Origin of the sequence: Oceanicola sp. 22II-s10i (genome assembly GCF_002210105.1) — a bacterium.
GTDB lineage: Bacteria > Pseudomonadota > Alphaproteobacteria > Rhodobacterales > Rhodobacteraceae > Pseudooceanicola.
In genome coordinates this window covers 120,646-134,810 of the sequence record NZ_AQQU01000009.1, presented here as the reverse complement: position 1 = coordinate 134,810, position 14,165 = coordinate 120,646, and the positions used below count along the sequence as shown (strand labels likewise).

The following is a 14,165-nucleotide window of genomic DNA, read 5'->3' as shown; positions in this document are numbered from 1 at the left end:
CTATGCTTGGACGCACCGCAGGTGGCCTGTTCTGGATGTTCCGCTACCTTGAGCGGAGCGAGAACACCGCGCGCCTTCTCGACACCGGGTTCCGCATCGCGCTGACCGGCTCGGAAACCGCCGAAAGCGAATGGGAGAGCATCGTGACCACCGCCGGTGTGCGCGAGCTGTACCTTCAGAAATATGACACGTTCGAGCAGGGGCATGTGATCAACTTCCTGCTGCGCGACAAGGATAACCCGTCCTCGGTCATGTCGGTGATCGAAGCCGCGCGGTCGAACGCGCGGATGGTCCGGACGGCGCTGTCCTCGGACGTGTGGGAGGCCACGAACGAATCCTGGATGGCGATGAAGACCGCGCTGGCCCGGCCCGTGACGGTCAAGAACCTCGGCGATGTGCTGACCTCGATCCGTCAGCATTCCAGCCTCGTGCGCGGGGCGCTGCACGGCACGATGCTGCGCAACGAGATCTTCGATTTCGCCCGCATCGGCACCTTCGTGGAACGGGCGGACAACACGGCCCGCATCCTCGACGTGAAGTATTACGTCCTGCTGCCGTCCGCCGCCTTCGTCGGCTCCAGCATGGACAACGCGCAGTGGGAAACGATCCTGCGGTCTGTCAGCGCGTTCCGGTCGTTCCGCTGGCTGAACGAGGCCGAGACGACGCCGATGGCGATAGCGCAGTTCCTGATCCTCGACAAGCGGATGCCGCGGTCGCTGGCGTTCTGCTATTCGAAGCTGACGGGCAACCTGGGCTACCTGGCGCAGAAACACGTCGGCGGGTTGCCCAGCCTCGACCTGGCGCAGGAAATCTACGCCAAGATCGACAACCGGCAGATCGAGACGGTGTTCGAGGAAGGCCTGCACGAATTCCTTGAAAACAGGATCAGCGACACCGCGCGTCTGGCAAGCCAGATACAGGAAGATTTCCGGTTCTACGGCTGAGGCCGGGGAAATCGGGGGGAAGTGACATGCGGCTCAGAATATCTCACAAGACCGTCTACACCTATGACCGGCCGGTGCATTACGCGTTGCAGCAGGTCCGACTGACTCCGCGCGACGCGGTCGGCCAGAAGGTGCTGTCGTGGAACTCGACCATCACGGGCGGGTCCAAGCAGTGCACCTTTGACGACGAATTCCGGAACCATGTCGATCTGGTCCTGATGGAGGATGCCGAACGGCTGGAGATCGTCAGCGAAGGCGAGGTCGAGGTCGAAGACCGCGCCGGCGTGATCGGCATGGGCAAGAGCTTTGCCCCCCTGTGGCTGTTCCTGCACAAGACGCCCGCGACCACGCCGGGTGCGCAGATCCGCAAGCTGGCCAAATCGGTCGAAAAGGATCTGGCCGAGAACCAGCTCAGCGCCATGCATGCGCTGTCCGCCGCCGTGGCCGAGGCCGTGGCCTATGAAAAGGGCACGACGGGCGCATCGACCACGGCCGAAGAGGCGGTGACGGCGGGCACGGGGGTCTGTCAGGACCACGCGCATGTCATGATCTCCGCCGCGCGGCATCTGAACCGGCCCGCGCGCTATGTTTCGGGCTACCTGATGATGGACGGCGTCGATACGCAGGAAGCCAGCCACGCCTGGTGCGAGGTCTGGGTGGACGGTCTGGGCTGGGTCGGCTTCGACGTGTCGAACGCGATGTGCCCCGACGACCGCTATGTGCGCGTGGCCATCGGGCGCGACTATGCTGATGCGGCACCAGTCCACGGCATCTGGCAGGGCGAGGCGAAAGAAGAGCTTTGCGTTTCCCTTCAGGTTCAGCAATAGACTTCGCCGGTCTTAACCTGTGAGCGTTTGGGGAACGTCCGGATGACGTATTGCGTGGGGATCCAGCTGGATCGCGGTATCGTGTTCATGTCGGACACCCGGACGAACTCGGGCGTCGACAATATTTCCACGTTTCGCAAGATGTTCACCTTCGAACAGCCCGGCGACCGCTCGATCACGGTCATGACTTCGGGCAACCTCGCGACCACGCAGGCGGTGATTTCGCTGCTTCAGGAACGCTCCAAGCATCCTTCCGACCGGGCCCCGGACATCCTGCGCTGCGAATCGATGTTCCAGGTCGCCCGGCTTGTCGGCGCGACGCTGAAGGAAGTGATCGAGGAACACGCCCAGAACGGCCAGCAGGCATCCGGCACCTTTGGCGCGACGCTGATCGTCGGCGGCCAGATCCACGGCGGCGAGCCGCGGCTCTACCTCGTCTATCCCGAGGGCAACTTCATCGAGGCCAGCGACGACACGCCCTTCTTCCAGATCGGCGAGACGAAGTACGGCCGCCCGATCATGATCCGCGCCTACGATCGGCAGATGTCGTTCGAAGAGGCGATCAAGCTGCTGCTCGTGTCCTTCGACAGCACGATCAAGGCGAACCTCTCGGTGGCGCTGCCGCTGGACTGGCACGTCTACGAAAAGGACAGCTGCAAGACAGGCCGCATGGGCCGGATCGAACGCGACGATCCCTATTTCGAGATCGTGTCGAACGGCTGGGGCGGCGCCCTGCGCGACGCATTCGCCGCGCTGCCCGAGTTCGAAATGCCCGCCACCGCCTGAGCGCGGCGGGCCGGTCGGCCTGTTTCCATTCCCGACTCATCTGTTGCCACAAGCGGCATTTCCGCCGCCGAATGTGACGTGGCGTTACCTTGGCCGCATAAATGGCGGGCATTTGGCCGAATCTCTGCCTGATAAATGTGCAGATCGCCCCGGTTTACGACCGCGTAAAGCATCGCAGGCGGGTGATCCGTTCCCCCCAATTCGCAAAGCCGCTCAGGTATGGCGGCGCCAGCAGGGCGCGTAAGGACTGCGGTGGCGGGACGAGTTACAGCCAGCCCCACCACCGCACGGACGCAAACAAATACGTCGCGCTCCGCGATCTAAGGGGGGAGACCGCCGGTTTCAACCGGGGGCTGCCTGACCGTGGTCAGCGACGGAAACGAAGGGATGTTTCTTCACTATGTCGCATTTTCTGAAAACCATGCTGGGCGCTGCCGCCGGTTCGCTGATGTTCAGCGCCGCCGCGTTCGCACAGGACACGATCAAGGTCGGCGTCCTGCACTCTCTCTCGGGCACGATGGCGATCTCCGAGACGACGCTGAAAGACACGATGCTGATGCTCATCGAAGAGCAGAACAAGAAGGGCGGCGTTCTGGGCAAACAGCTCGAGGCCGTCGTTGTCGACCCGGCGTCCGACTGGCCGCTCTTCGCCGAAAAGGCGCGCGAGCTGCTGACCGTGTCCAACGTCGACGTGATGTTCGGCTGCTGGACCTCGGTGTCGCGTAAATCCGTGCTGCCCGTGATCGAGGAACTGAACGGCCTGCTGTTCTACCCGGTCCAGTACGAGGGCGAAGAGTCCTCCAAGAACGTCTTCTACACCGGCGCCGCGCCGAACCAGCAGGCGATCCCGGCCGTGGATTACTACCTCGAGGAACTGGGCGTCGAGAAGTTCGCGCTGCTCGGCACCGACTACGTCTATCCCCGGACCACGAACAACATTCTCGAGTCCTACCTGAAGGACAAGGGCATCGCGGCCGAGGACATCTTCGTCAACTACACCCCCTTCGGTCACTCCGACTGGTCCAAGATCGTCGCTGACGTCGTGGCCCTCGGCGCGGACGGCAAGAAGGTCGGCGTCGTGTCCACCATCAACGGTGACGCGAACATCGGCTTCTACAAGGAACTGGCCGCAGCAGGCGTGTCCGCCGAGGACATCCCCGTTGTCGCTTTCTCGGTGGGTGAAGAAGAACTCTCCGGCCTCGACACCTCGAACCTCGTCGGCCACCTGGCCGCGTGGAACTACTTCATGTCCGCCGAAAGCCCCGAGAACGACGCGTTCATCGCGGCTTGGAAAGCGTTCATCGGCGACGACAAGCGCGTGACCAACGACCCGATGGAAGCCCACTACATCGGCTTCAACATGTGGGTGAACGCGGTCGAGCAGGCCGGCACCACCGACGTCGACGCCGTGCGCGAAGCGATGTGGGGGCAGGAGTTCCCGAACCTGACCGGCGGCACCGCCGTGATGGGCACCAACCACCACCTGTCCAAGCCGGTCCTGATCGGCGAGATCCTCGCAGACGGCCAGTTCGACATCATCTCCTCGACCGATCCGGTTCCGGGCGATGCATGGACCGACTTCCTGCCGGAATCCGCGGTTCTGGAAGCCGACTGGAAAGACCTGGAATGCGGTATGTACAACACCGAGACCAAGTCCTGCGTCCAGATCAAGTCGAACTACTGATCTGACGGCCAAGCGAACTGCCGGCGGGGGCAAACCCCGCCGGTCCAAAAAAGACCCTTGGGACACGGGCAGACATTCATGATCCGCATTCTCCGCGCGGCGCTGCTGTTTCTTGCGCTGACTGCCTTTCCCGCGACGGCACAGGACACCATCCAGGAGGTCCTGCAGGCGCACCGCGAGACCATTGAAGCCTCGTCGCGCCGCACCATCCAGCCCGCCATCGACGCCATCCGCGACAGCGGCCACCCCGCCGCACCGCTGGTGCTGGAGAAGTGGGAAGCTCGCGACATGTGGCAGCGGACCGAGGATGGCCTGTTCTTCTATGTCGAGCCCGAGGGACGGAACGATCTCAAGGTCTTCGATTTCGACACCGCCTCCGAGATCGGGGTATTCTCCAAGGACGGTTTCGACCAGCTCAAGCCCAACTCGGGCATCCGCGCGCTGATCGCCTCGGCGCTCGTGAAGTTCCAGCTGACCGACCCGGACGCGTCCAAGCGCCGTGACGCGCTGGCCGCGCTGGCCCGCAACGGCAATGCCGGACACCTGCCGATCCTGCGTGACGCGATCGCCGAGGAACCCTCGGTCGGGATCCGCCAGCAGATGGAGCGTCTGGAACGACTTCTGACCATCCAGTTCGGCGCCTCGGACGACGAGCGGATCGAGGCGATGACCTATTTCGAGGGCGACCTCGGTGTCGATGCCCGCGCGGCCCTCAACCCGATCCTCACCACCACGCGCCGCGTCGCGCCGGGCACCGAAGTGCCCGCGGACGTCAACCTGGCCGCCCGGCTCCGCCCCGGCGGCGAGGAACTGTCGCGCGAGGCGGCCTATGACATGCTCGTCGCGGCCAATCTCGCCCCCGCGCGGCTGACCAACTCCGACCAGCGCAACGCGCTGCAGGCCAACATCGTCGACGGCAGCGTCGGCGGGGTTCCCGTTGCGGACCTCGACAGCCCCGCCGCCCGTGACCGCGCCTACGCCGCTCTGGAGGCCGCCGGGACCGTCCCGTCCGCCGCCACCACCGACGAAGTCGACGCGGCGCTGGCGGGTCACGTCTTCTTCGACGCCTACAACGAACGGTCCGCCGCCGTGACCGACGCGGCGAACGACGTGCTGACCTCGATCGAGCTCAAGGTCGCGATGAACCAGTTCATCGACCTGACGCTCGACGCGCTGTCGCTCGCCTCGATCTACTTCCTCGCCGCCATCGGCCTCGCCATCACCTTCGGGGTGATGGGCGTCATCAACATGGCGCATGGCGAGTTCATCATGATGGGCGCCTACACCGGCTATGTCGTCCAGCAGATCATTCCGAACTACACCGTCTCGATCATCGTCGCGATCCCGATGGCCTTTGCCGTCACCTTCGCGGCGGGCGTCGCGATGGAACGGCTGATCATCCGCTGGCTCTATTCCCGCCCGCTGGAGACGCTGCTGGCGACTTTCGGCGTGTCCATCGCGCTGCAGCAGATCGCCAAGAACATCTTCGGCACTCAGGCGCGGCCGCTGACCTCGCCGTCCTGGCTGGACGGGCAGATGGCCTTCAATGACATCGTGGCGATTTCCTACATCCGGATCGCGATCTTCGTGCTGGCGCTGATCTTCCTCGCCTTCTTCCTGTTCCTGATGAAGAAGACCCGCCTTGGTCTCGAAACCCGCGCGGTCACCCAGAACCCGCGCATGGCCTCGTCGATGGGCATCAACCCCGACCGCGTCAACATGCTGACCTTCGGCCTCGGCTCCGGCATCGCCGGGATCGCCGGCGTGGCCATCGGCCTCTACGCCAAGGTCACGTCCGAGCTTGGCTCCGACTACATCGTCCAGAGCTTCATGACCGTGGTCGTCGGCGGCGTGGGCAACATCTGGGGCACGCTTCTGGGCGCCACGATGATCGGCTTCCTGCAGAAGGGGATCGAATGGTTCAACCCGTCCAACACGCTGGCGGCACAGACCTACATGATCGTCTTCATCATCATCTTCATCCAGTTCCGGCCGCGCGGCATCATCGCGCTCAAGGGACGGGCGGCAGGAGACTGATCATGGTCCAGCCGCCTCCCGCCAACCTCAACCGACCGCCGCTGCGCCTCGCTGGCAAAGCTCCCCAGCTTCATCTTGCCCAAAATATGCCGGGGGAGTCGCGGCAAGGCCGCGACGGGGGCAGCGCCCCCTCGGATACCAGCCGCCGGGACCGCACGTCATGAGACAGAGCTTCATCCTCCGCAACCCGTCGATCCTGATCTTCCTGGCCTGCCTCGCGGCCTTCACGGTGATCGTCACGCTGCTCAGCCATGCCTACGGCACGGCCTTCATCTCGACCTCCTTCGTCAAGACGCTGGGCAAAACGCTGTGCCTCTGCCTCGTCGCCATCGCGATGGATCTCGTCTGGGGCTACTGCGGCATCCTCAGCCTCGGGCATTTCGCCTTCTTCGGGCTGGGCGGCTACATGGTCGGCATGTGGCTGATGTATGCGCGGACGGAACTGATCGTCGCGGGCAGCATGGCCAATGCCGCGATCCCGCCGACCCCGCAGGAGGTGCGCGACGCGATCGGCACCCAGATCTTCGGCGTCGTCGGCTCGTCCGAGTTTCCACCCATATGGATGTTCGCGCACAGCTTCTGGGCGCAGATGGCGCTGGTCGTGCTGATCCCCGGCGCGCTGGCGCTGGTGTTCGGCTGGCTGGCGTTCCGGTCGCGGGTGACGGGCGTCTACCTGTCGATCCTGACGCAGGCGATGACGCTGGCGCTGTCTCTCTACCTGTTCCAGAACGAAAGCGGCCTGCGCGGCAACAACGGCCTGTCCGGCCTGCAGAACCTGCCCGGCGTCAGCGCCTCGCAGGACTATATCTCGGTCTGGTTCCTCTGGGCCTCGGCGGTCGCGCTTGGTCTCGGCTACGTGCTGGCCGCATGGGTCGTGTCGGGCAAGTTCGGCTCGGTCGTGCGGGGCATCCGCGACGACGAGGCGCGGGTGCGGTTCCTCGGCTACTCGGTCGAGGGCTACAAGCTGTTCGTCTTCACCCTCACCGCCATCATTGCTGGCATCGCGGGCGCGCTCTACTACCCGCAGGCCGGGATCATCAACCCGGGCGAGGTCGCGCCGATCGCGTCGATCTACCTTGCGGTCTGGGTCGCCATCGGCGGACGCGGGCGGCTCTACGGGGCGGTCATCGGCGCGGCGCTGGTGTCGCTGGTCTCGACGTGGTTCACCGGCGGGCAGGTGCCGTCAGTCAACCTCGGCTTCTACCGGATCGACTGGGTGGACTGGTGGCTGGTGCTGCTCGGCCTGACCTTCGTTCTGGTCACGCTCTTCGCGCCCAAGGGCATCGGCGGTCTGTTCGACCTCGTGACCGAACGCTTCGCCCCGAACCGGCATGGCGCCAACTACGGGCCGGATCAGGGATCGCTGCTTGAGAAGGAGGGCCGGAAATGAGTTCGCTTCTCGAAGTCTCGGGCATCTCGGTCACCTTCGACGGCTACCGCGCCATCCGCAACCTCAGCTTTTCCATCGGCGAGGCGGAGCTGCGCGCGATCATCGGGCCGAACGGGGCGGGCAAGACGACCTTCATGGACATCGTCACCGGCAAGACCAAGCCCGACGAGGGCAAGGTCATCTGGGGCGAGAAATCCACCAACCTGCTGCGCCTGAACGAGGCGCGGATCGCCCAGATCGGCATCGGCCGCAAGTTCCAGCGCCCCACGGTGTTCGAGGACCAGACGGTGCAGGCCAACCTGATGATGGCGCTCCGCAACAAGCGCGCGCCGTTCCCGGTCCTGTTCTGGCGGCCCAGCTTCGAGGACCATTCGAGGGTCGAGGAACTGGCGTCCGAAATCGGGCTGGCGGACGAGCTGTCGCGCAAGTCGGGCGAGCTGAGCCACGGCCAGAAGCAATGGCTGGAGATCGGGATGCTGCTGGCGCAGGAACCGCGCCTGCTGCTGGTCGATGAACCTGCGGCGGGGATGACGCTGGCCGAGCGCGAGCACACCACCGACCTGCTCAAGGAGGCCGCCAAGACCCGCGCCGTGGTGGTGGTCGAACACGACATGGAATTCGTCCGGCGGCTGGAGTGCAAGGTGACCGTCCTGCACGAAGGTTCGGTTCTGGCCGAGGGCAGCCTCGACCACGTCACCGCGAACCCGCAGGTCATCGAAGTCTATCTGGGAAGGTGAGGCGATGCTGAAGATCGAGGGGCTGACGCTCCACTACGGCCAGAGCCAGATCCTGCAGGGGATCGACATGGAGGCCGCGACCGGCAAGGTCACGGTCATCACCGGCACCAACGGGGTCGGCAAGACATCACTGCTCAAGGCGATCTCGGGGACGCACCCGCGCTCGGGCGGTCAGATGTGGCTGGACGGCGAGGAGATCGGACGCGTGCCCTCCCACGTGCTGGCGCACAAGGGGATCGGCTATGTCCCGCAGGGCCGGATGATCTTTCCGCTGCTGACGGTGAAGGAGAACATGGAGACGGCCTATGCCTGTCTGCCCAAGTCCGAGCATTTCATCCCGGATGAAATCTACGAGCTGTTCCCGATCCTCAAGGATTTCATAGGCCGCCGGGGCGGCGACCTGTCCGGCGGGCAGCAGCAGCAACTTGCCATCGCGCGGGCGATGCTGACCAAGCCCAAGCTCCTGCTGCTGGACGAGCCGACCGAGGGCATCCAGCCCAACATCATCCAGCAGATCGGCCGGGTCATCGAATACCTGCGCGACAAGGGCGACATGGCGATCATCCTCGTCGAGCAGTATTTCGAGTTTGCCTACGGGCTGGCCGACCACTTCTACGTCATGAAGCGCGGGGCGGTGACGGCCTCGGGCGCTAAGGGCGAGATCGCCAAGGAACGGCTGATGGCCGAGGTGTCGGTCTGAGGGTCATCACCCGCTCCGTCGGCTGCGCCATTTCCGGTAGGGTCACGATCTGACCCGGTCCGACGTTCCGCGAGTCACACAGCCCGAACGCTCTTTTGCGCCGGATCGAAGTGCAGGCTCAGAGTGATTGCCGACCCGGCGTTGAAGGTCAGGACATCGGCGGCCCCTGGTGTGCATGTCCAGACCGCACCGACCGCGTTGGATACGTCCTGACTGGCTTCACTATAGGCGAATGCCGCACCGATCCTGAGCGACGTGTCCCCTGTAACCGCGAACACATTCTCCAGTTCCGGCCTCTGCGCGTCCCAGAGAAAGCCTGTGGTAACTCCCGAGGGGGTTCCCACGAAGTCGAGGTCGAAGATCACGTCCTCCGGCGCGCCCGTCGCCTGCCATCCCAATCGCACGCCGTTCCTGCCCTCTTCGAACCGGTCGAAGGCGAGCGTCAGCGTGATGGACGGCCTTTCGGACGTTGCCGGAGCGGCTTTCCTGCGGAAGAGTCTGAACATGCAACGGAGTCTAGCAACCTGCATTTCCGGAGCAAGGCCGGCGCTGCTGCGCTACGGGGTGTGCCAGACCGGGGCATGTGGCCGGACATGATCAAGACATCTGCCGGGGTAATACACAGGCGTTCGATCCGGCTGGTCGGCGACAGGAGTCGAACGAAATCCCTTGTGGGCCTGAGATCCGGGTGTCAGGCCTCACACGCACCATTCAAAGTCCGATCAGTCCTCGGCACATCTCCATCTGCCTCTTGCGGAAGTCCTCGGGGCTCCAGCCGCATTCCGCGACCAGCCGCCGCCACATTGTCGGATGCACCTGCGCCCAAAGTGCGTCGGCCAGTCTCAGCGGGTCGTCATCGAAGGGCTGTTTCGCATGGACAGCCGCCGCAAGCCTTCGGAAACCGCCGAGCAGGCTGTCGATCATCCTGTCGCGCCACGCGGCGGCGGCGTCTTCGTCGGTCAGGCTGGCGGCGTCGAGCAGGATGCCGACCGGGTAGATGATCGGCAGGTAGTCCAGCCAGACCCCGGCATAGGCCGCCAGCGTTTCGCGATCCGGATCGGGTGTCGCCGCAAGCCGCCCCAGCCGTTCGACATGATCGCTCATCCGGTCCTTCTGCCGCACCATGGCCAGCAGGAGGCCGGGGCGCCCGCCAAAGGCGTAGAACACCGCCTGACGGCTGACCCCGGCCGCGCCCGCGATCTCGGCCATGCCGATGTCGGTCCGACCCCGCTCGACGATCAGCTGCCACGCCGCGCCCAGGATCGCGCCCTTGGTTTCATCGGATATGGATTTTGGTTTACGCATGTTAACCATTGGTGTAGTTTACGCTTGTTAACCATTTTCGGGAGGCATGGCCATGACCCATGGCGCCGCACTCATTGTTCATATCGTGATCGGAGGGATCGCCTTCGCGGCCTACTGGGCGGCGCTCGGATCGCGGAAGGGGTCGCCGCTGCATCGCGGGGCGGGCAAGATCTGCCTCGCCGTGCTCATCTTCGTCATCCTGTCCGTCGGACCGATCCTGTTCAGTCGGCCGGGGCCGTTCGATCCCGGCTTCGTCGTCCAGATGGTCTATCTGACGGTCTGCATCGGAACGGTGTCGATGTTGGCCTACACCGCGATCCGCTTCAAGCGAGAGCCGGAGCGGTTCCGGGGGCGGTGGTTCCGTATCCTCGGCCCGGTGATGCTGCTGCTCGGGGGTGTTGTCCTGATCGCGGGACTCGCGAAACCGGACCCCGTCGCCCTGACCCTGTCATGGGTCGGACTGGCATTCGGCACGGGCATGATCGCCTTCGCCCGGTACCGGGCGCCTTTGCACCCGCGCTGGTGGCTCGGCTGGCACCTGAACGCGGTGTCCGCGCTGTTCAACGCCGTGCACGGCACGGTGCTCTACGTCCTGTTCCGATGGGCTGGGCTGGTCCCCGACGGCGCGACCGTGCAGGCGGCGTTTCAGGTCCTGACCGTGGTCGCGGCACTGGCGATGCGGGTGTGGTTCGGTCAGAAGTATGGTGCGCCGCTCGGGTTCGGACCGGGCCGTGCGATGCTCAGGCCGGGGCCGTCCTAGCCCGCGTTGGCGGTCGGGGTTCGGGTCGCCGGGATGTGCCTGTCTCACACGGCTTCCAGCACCTCCACGCACAGTACCGTCGGCAGGTGCCGCGCGATCTCATGCCAGGTCTCGCCTTCGTCCGTGGTCCCGAACACCGACCCTGAGTTCGTCCCGAAATAGACCCCCGCCGGATCGCGCGTGTCGCCCGCCATCGCCTGCCGCAGCACGGTGAAGAAGCACGCCTCCTGCGGCAGCCCCTCGCGCATCGCCTGCCACGAGGCGCCGCCGTCGCGGGACCGCCAGACCGCGCAGGCGGCATCGGGCGGGAAACGGCCCTCCATGTCGCCGTTCAGCGGCAGGGTCCAGATCGTGCTGGCATCGCGCGGATGCACCCGGATCGGAAAGCCGAAGGTCGAGGGCAGGCCGGCGTTGATGTCCTCCCAACTCCGCCCGCCGTCCGAGGACCGCCAGACGCCGTGGTGGTTCTGCTGGTAGAGCAGGTCGCTGTCCCCCGGCGCGCGGACGATGTTGTGGACGCAATGCCCGGTCTCGCCGTCGCGGGGTCCGGCGGGATGGTCGGTGTGAGCGCAGGCCTCGGCATTGGCCAGCCGGTTGCGCCGGTCCCATGTCGCGCCGCCGTCCTCGGTCGCGAAGACCCCGGCGGCCGAGATGCCGACCCAGAGCTTCGCCGGATCGCCGGGGTCGGATACGATGGAATGCAGCACCAGCCCCGCCGCGCCGCCGTCCCAGTTGCCGGAGGAGGGGTGATCGGTCAGCCCCTCGACCTTGTCCCACGTCACCCCGCCGTCGCGGCTGGCCAGCAGGCTCGCGGGCTTGGTCCCCGCGTAGAGCGTGCCGTGCGCATGGCTCAGCGACCAGATCTGCGAGAAATCCGTGCCGAAGGGCGGCGGCGTGTCGGTCCAGCCGATCATCTTGGCGAAGTCGGGATCGTTCGCCGCCCAGTCGTCCATCTGGCCCTTGGTCAGCTTGGCGACCTCCCATGTCGCGCCGCCGTCCGAGGACCGCCAGACGCCCGCGCCCGACCAGTCCCCGCCGCCGCCGGCCCAGATGGTGCCGGTCTCGGGATCGCCGCCCATGTGGTTGATCGTCCAGCCGCCGCAGAACGGCCCGCGGACGGTCCAGCCGGTGCGGTCGGACGCGCCGGAGATGAGGAAGGCACCCTTGGTGGTGCCGACGAGCAGGGTGATGGGTGACAGTGACATGCGGAACCTCCCGGAACTGGGCGGAGCCTAGCAGCGGTCGGATTTTCGCAACAGTGCGGCGGTCGCGCATCGGCGAGAAGGCGCCGTTGCGTTGATATACACCTTTATGACCTGTGAGGTCAGTTCGGGCGCAGTTCGAGTGCCAGCAGAATGATGCACATCCACGGGGCAGGGACCTGTTCCATCGCCACCCGGCACCGTCCCGCGATGCGTGGCGGAACAAGGTTGGCCATCAGCAGAACGCCAGCCTGCGTCAGCGGTGGCACCCCCGTGAACGCATGCCCCTCAAGCGCGACCGCCATGATCAGCATGCCGTTCTGCCCGGTCAGCGCGAACGGGAGGCCGACAAGCAATCCCGCGATCAGCATCGGCCATGCGCACGGCCGCCGTGCCGGCCCCGCTGCGGGTCATTAAGCCGAAACCGATGCCCGCGAGGAGCAGCAGCCCGGTTCCGATCACGAGGCCGACCGCATTGCCATAGGCGCTGAAGACCTCCGGCAGTTCGGTGCCATGGGCATGGCCGTGGAAGATCCCGAGAGCGCCGCCGAAGGCCATGATCAGCGGGAACACCACAGGCAACAGTCAAATCGCGGGCACGCCGAGGAACGCGCCCCAAAGGCCGACCGCCACCATCGCCACCACGTGGTCCCAGTCGAGGATCGGACGCCAGAGGCCAGGGGCGAAGCCTCCGTTGATGCCCTAGCCTGCATGGACCACGTCCGCGCCCGCCAAGAGGGAGAAGCTCAGAGCCACCAGCGTGGCACGGTCGGGCAGGCGGGAATCCGGCATGGGGTATTCCATGACTGGAAGCTTCGGACAGCCCGACGCAAACGGTCGTGGCGGCAAGTGCCATCACCGGCCCGCGGTCTTCGATGGATCATATGCGCGGAGGGCCTGTAAGCCGGATTCTGTTCCCCGGAGTCGCCCCCGGTTCGATGACCATTCCTCTGGACGCCGGGTTGCCCCGGCGCCTCAAGCTGCCAACCCGGATCCCCTGGGCCAAGGCGGCCCTGCGGCGGTATCGCTGACGCGACCGGCCCGCGCGGGATCCCTATTCGGCATTGCTCCCGGTGGGGCTTGCCATGCGGGTCCGGTTGCCCGTCCCCCGGTGCGCTCTTACCGCACCGTTTCACCCTTGCCGCGACAGGCGCGGCGGTCTGTTCTCTGTGGCGCTGTCCCTGGGGTTGCCCCCGCCGGGCGTTACCCGGCACCGTTGCCTTGTGGAGTCCGGACTTTCCTCGGACCCCTAGGGGCCCGCGGCCATCCGGCCCTCCGCGCGCATTGCCGGTAGCCCGGAGTGCGCATTGCGGTCAAGCCGCGTCATGGGTCCGCGCGGTTGACGCAGGGTCGTCTTTCCGGATTATCTGGGTCGGCGGATGGAATGACAGCGAGGATCTCCAGGATGAAAAGCGGTTTCATTGTCGCCTGCGCCATGATCGGCCTCGCCGGTCCGTTGGCCGCGCAGGATGTCGCGGCGGGCAAGCCGCTCACCTTCCGGTCGGACTGGCATGACAGGAACGGCGGTCCCTACAGTCCCATGGTCGTGGCCTGCAAATCGAGTTCCGGCCTGTGCCTACGGGATGCGCGGATGACCCCGCGGGACACGCAGATGCAGAAGACCGCGCACGGCCTTCAGGTTACCTACCGCGCCTTCGGCGTGATCTATCTGGTGCAGCCCGGGGGCAAGGGCACGTTCTATGACCTGAAGGGCAAGCCGACGGGCTCGTTCCGCTGGAGTCAGTAGCGGCGCGCATTCCCGATGGACGCTGACGATCGCTTGGGCCATGATC

General features: G+C 65.6%; 16 protein-coding genes and 1 other RNA gene. 10 read left to right on the top strand and 7 right to left on the bottom strand.

Annotated elements, in window-relative coordinates; genetic code table 11:
- Nucleotides 1-2 precede the first annotated feature (2 nt).
- From ATO6_RS19710 to urtE, 8 genes are all read left to right on the top strand, one after another.
- Nucleotides 3-944: an alpha-E domain-containing protein gene (locus ATO6_RS19710; RefSeq protein ID WP_088625759.1), complete on the top strand. Its 942-nt coding sequence runs from the start codon at nt 3-5 to the stop codon at nt 942-944.
- A gap of 26 nt (nt 945-970) precedes the next feature.
- Entirely contained in the window at nt 971-1,771 is an 801-nt protein-coding gene (locus ATO6_RS19705) for a transglutaminase family protein (RefSeq protein WP_088625758.1), read from the top strand.
- Between the two features lie 42 nt (nt 1,772-1,813).
- Nucleotides 1,814-2,557, top strand: coding sequence for a proteasome-type protease (locus ATO6_RS19700; RefSeq protein ID WP_088625757.1), 744 nt, complete (start codon nt 1,814-1,816; stop codon nt 2,555-2,557).
- Between the two features lie 421 nt (nt 2,558-2,978).
- Nucleotides 2,979-4,241, top strand: coding sequence for an urea ABC transporter substrate-binding protein (urtA, locus tag ATO6_RS19695; protein WP_254919217.1), 1,263 nt, complete (start codon nt 2,979-2,981; stop codon nt 4,239-4,241).
- 78 nt (nt 4,242-4,319) lie between these two features.
- Nucleotides 4,320-6,278, top strand: a complete 1,959-nt coding sequence (gene urtB, locus ATO6_RS19690; protein WP_088625755.1) for an urea ABC transporter permease subunit UrtB — start codon at nt 4,320-4,322, stop codon at nt 6,276-6,278.
- 160 nt (nt 6,279-6,438) lie between these two features.
- Nucleotides 6,439-7,668 carry an urea ABC transporter permease subunit UrtC gene (gene urtC / locus ATO6_RS19685; RefSeq protein WP_088625754.1) on the top strand — a complete coding sequence of 410 codons (1,230 nt, stop codon included), beginning with the start codon at nt 6,439-6,441 and terminating at the stop codon, nt 7,666-7,668.
- Nucleotides 7,665-8,405, top strand: coding sequence for an urea ABC transporter ATP-binding protein UrtD (gene urtD / locus ATO6_RS19680; protein WP_088625753.1), 741 nt, complete (start codon nt 7,665-7,667; stop codon nt 8,403-8,405). The genes urtC and urtD overlap by 4 nt, the downstream gene beginning before the upstream one ends.
- A gap of 4 nt (nt 8,406-8,409) precedes the next feature.
- Entirely contained in the window at nt 8,410-9,105 is a 696-nt protein-coding gene (gene urtE / locus ATO6_RS19675) for an urea ABC transporter ATP-binding subunit UrtE (protein ID WP_088625752.1), read from the top strand.
- Nucleotides 9,106-9,179: 74 nt separating this feature from the next.
- Here urtE and ATO6_RS19670 read toward each other — a convergent pair whose 3' ends face one another.
- Together ATO6_RS19670 and ATO6_RS19665 are read right to left on the bottom strand one after the other, a co-directional pair.
- Nucleotides 9,180-9,611: a hypothetical protein gene (locus ATO6_RS19670; RefSeq protein ID WP_141102045.1), complete on the bottom strand. Its 432-nt coding sequence runs from the start codon at nt 9,609-9,611 to the stop codon at nt 9,180-9,182.
- Between the two features lie 205 nt (nt 9,612-9,816).
- Nucleotides 9,817-10,410, bottom strand: coding sequence for a TetR/AcrR family transcriptional regulator (locus ATO6_RS19665; protein WP_176441021.1), 594 nt, complete (start codon nt 10,408-10,410; stop codon nt 9,817-9,819).
- A gap of 52 nt (nt 10,411-10,462) precedes the next feature.
- Between ATO6_RS19665 and ATO6_RS19660 the strand changes: the two genes are divergently transcribed.
- Complete coding sequence (locus ATO6_RS19660; protein ID WP_141102044.1) at nt 10,463-11,170, top strand: hypothetical protein; 708 nt, start codon at nt 10,463-10,465, stop codon at nt 11,168-11,170.
- Between the two features lie 44 nt (nt 11,171-11,214).
- Here the strand turns inward: ATO6_RS19660 and ATO6_RS19655 are convergent, their stop codons facing one another.
- The 5 genes from ATO6_RS19655 to rnpB all read right to left on the bottom strand — a co-directional run bounded on the left by ATO6_RS19655 (nt 11,215) and on the right by rnpB (nt 13,651).
- Nucleotides 11,215-12,375 (bottom strand): sialidase family protein, encoded by a 1,161-nt coding sequence (locus ATO6_RS19655; protein ID WP_088625748.1) that lies wholly within the window; start codon nt 12,373-12,375, stop codon nt 11,215-11,217.
- Between the two features lie 119 nt (nt 12,376-12,494).
- Nucleotides 12,495-12,686: a hypothetical protein gene (locus ATO6_RS19650; protein ID WP_088625747.1), complete on the bottom strand. Its 192-nt coding sequence runs from the start codon at nt 12,684-12,686 to the stop codon at nt 12,495-12,497.
- On the bottom strand, nt 12,661-12,945 hold the full coding sequence (locus tag ATO6_RS19645; protein ID WP_176441020.1) for a HupE/UreJ family protein: 285 nt from the start codon (nt 12,943-12,945) through the stop codon (nt 12,661-12,663). Before ATO6_RS19645 ends, ATO6_RS19650 begins: the two co-directional genes overlap by 26 nt.
- A gap of 12 nt (nt 12,946-12,957) precedes the next feature.
- Nucleotides 12,958-13,071, bottom strand: a complete 114-nt coding sequence (locus ATO6_RS25505) for a HupE/UreJ family protein (RefSeq protein WP_176441027.1) — start codon at nt 13,069-13,071, stop codon at nt 12,958-12,960.
- Nucleotides 13,072-13,256: 185 nt separating this feature from the next.
- Nucleotides 13,257-13,651: RNase P RNA component class A (gene rnpB, locus ATO6_RS19640), an RNA gene on the bottom strand.
- A gap of 126 nt (nt 13,652-13,777) precedes the next feature.
- Between rnpB and ATO6_RS19635 the strand changes: the two genes are divergently transcribed.
- Nucleotides 13,778-14,119 carry a hypothetical protein gene (locus tag ATO6_RS19635; RefSeq protein WP_088625746.1) on the top strand — a complete coding sequence of 114 codons (342 nt, stop codon included), beginning with the start codon at nt 13,778-13,780 and terminating at the stop codon, nt 14,117-14,119.
- Nucleotides 14,120-14,165 lie beyond the last annotated feature (46 nt).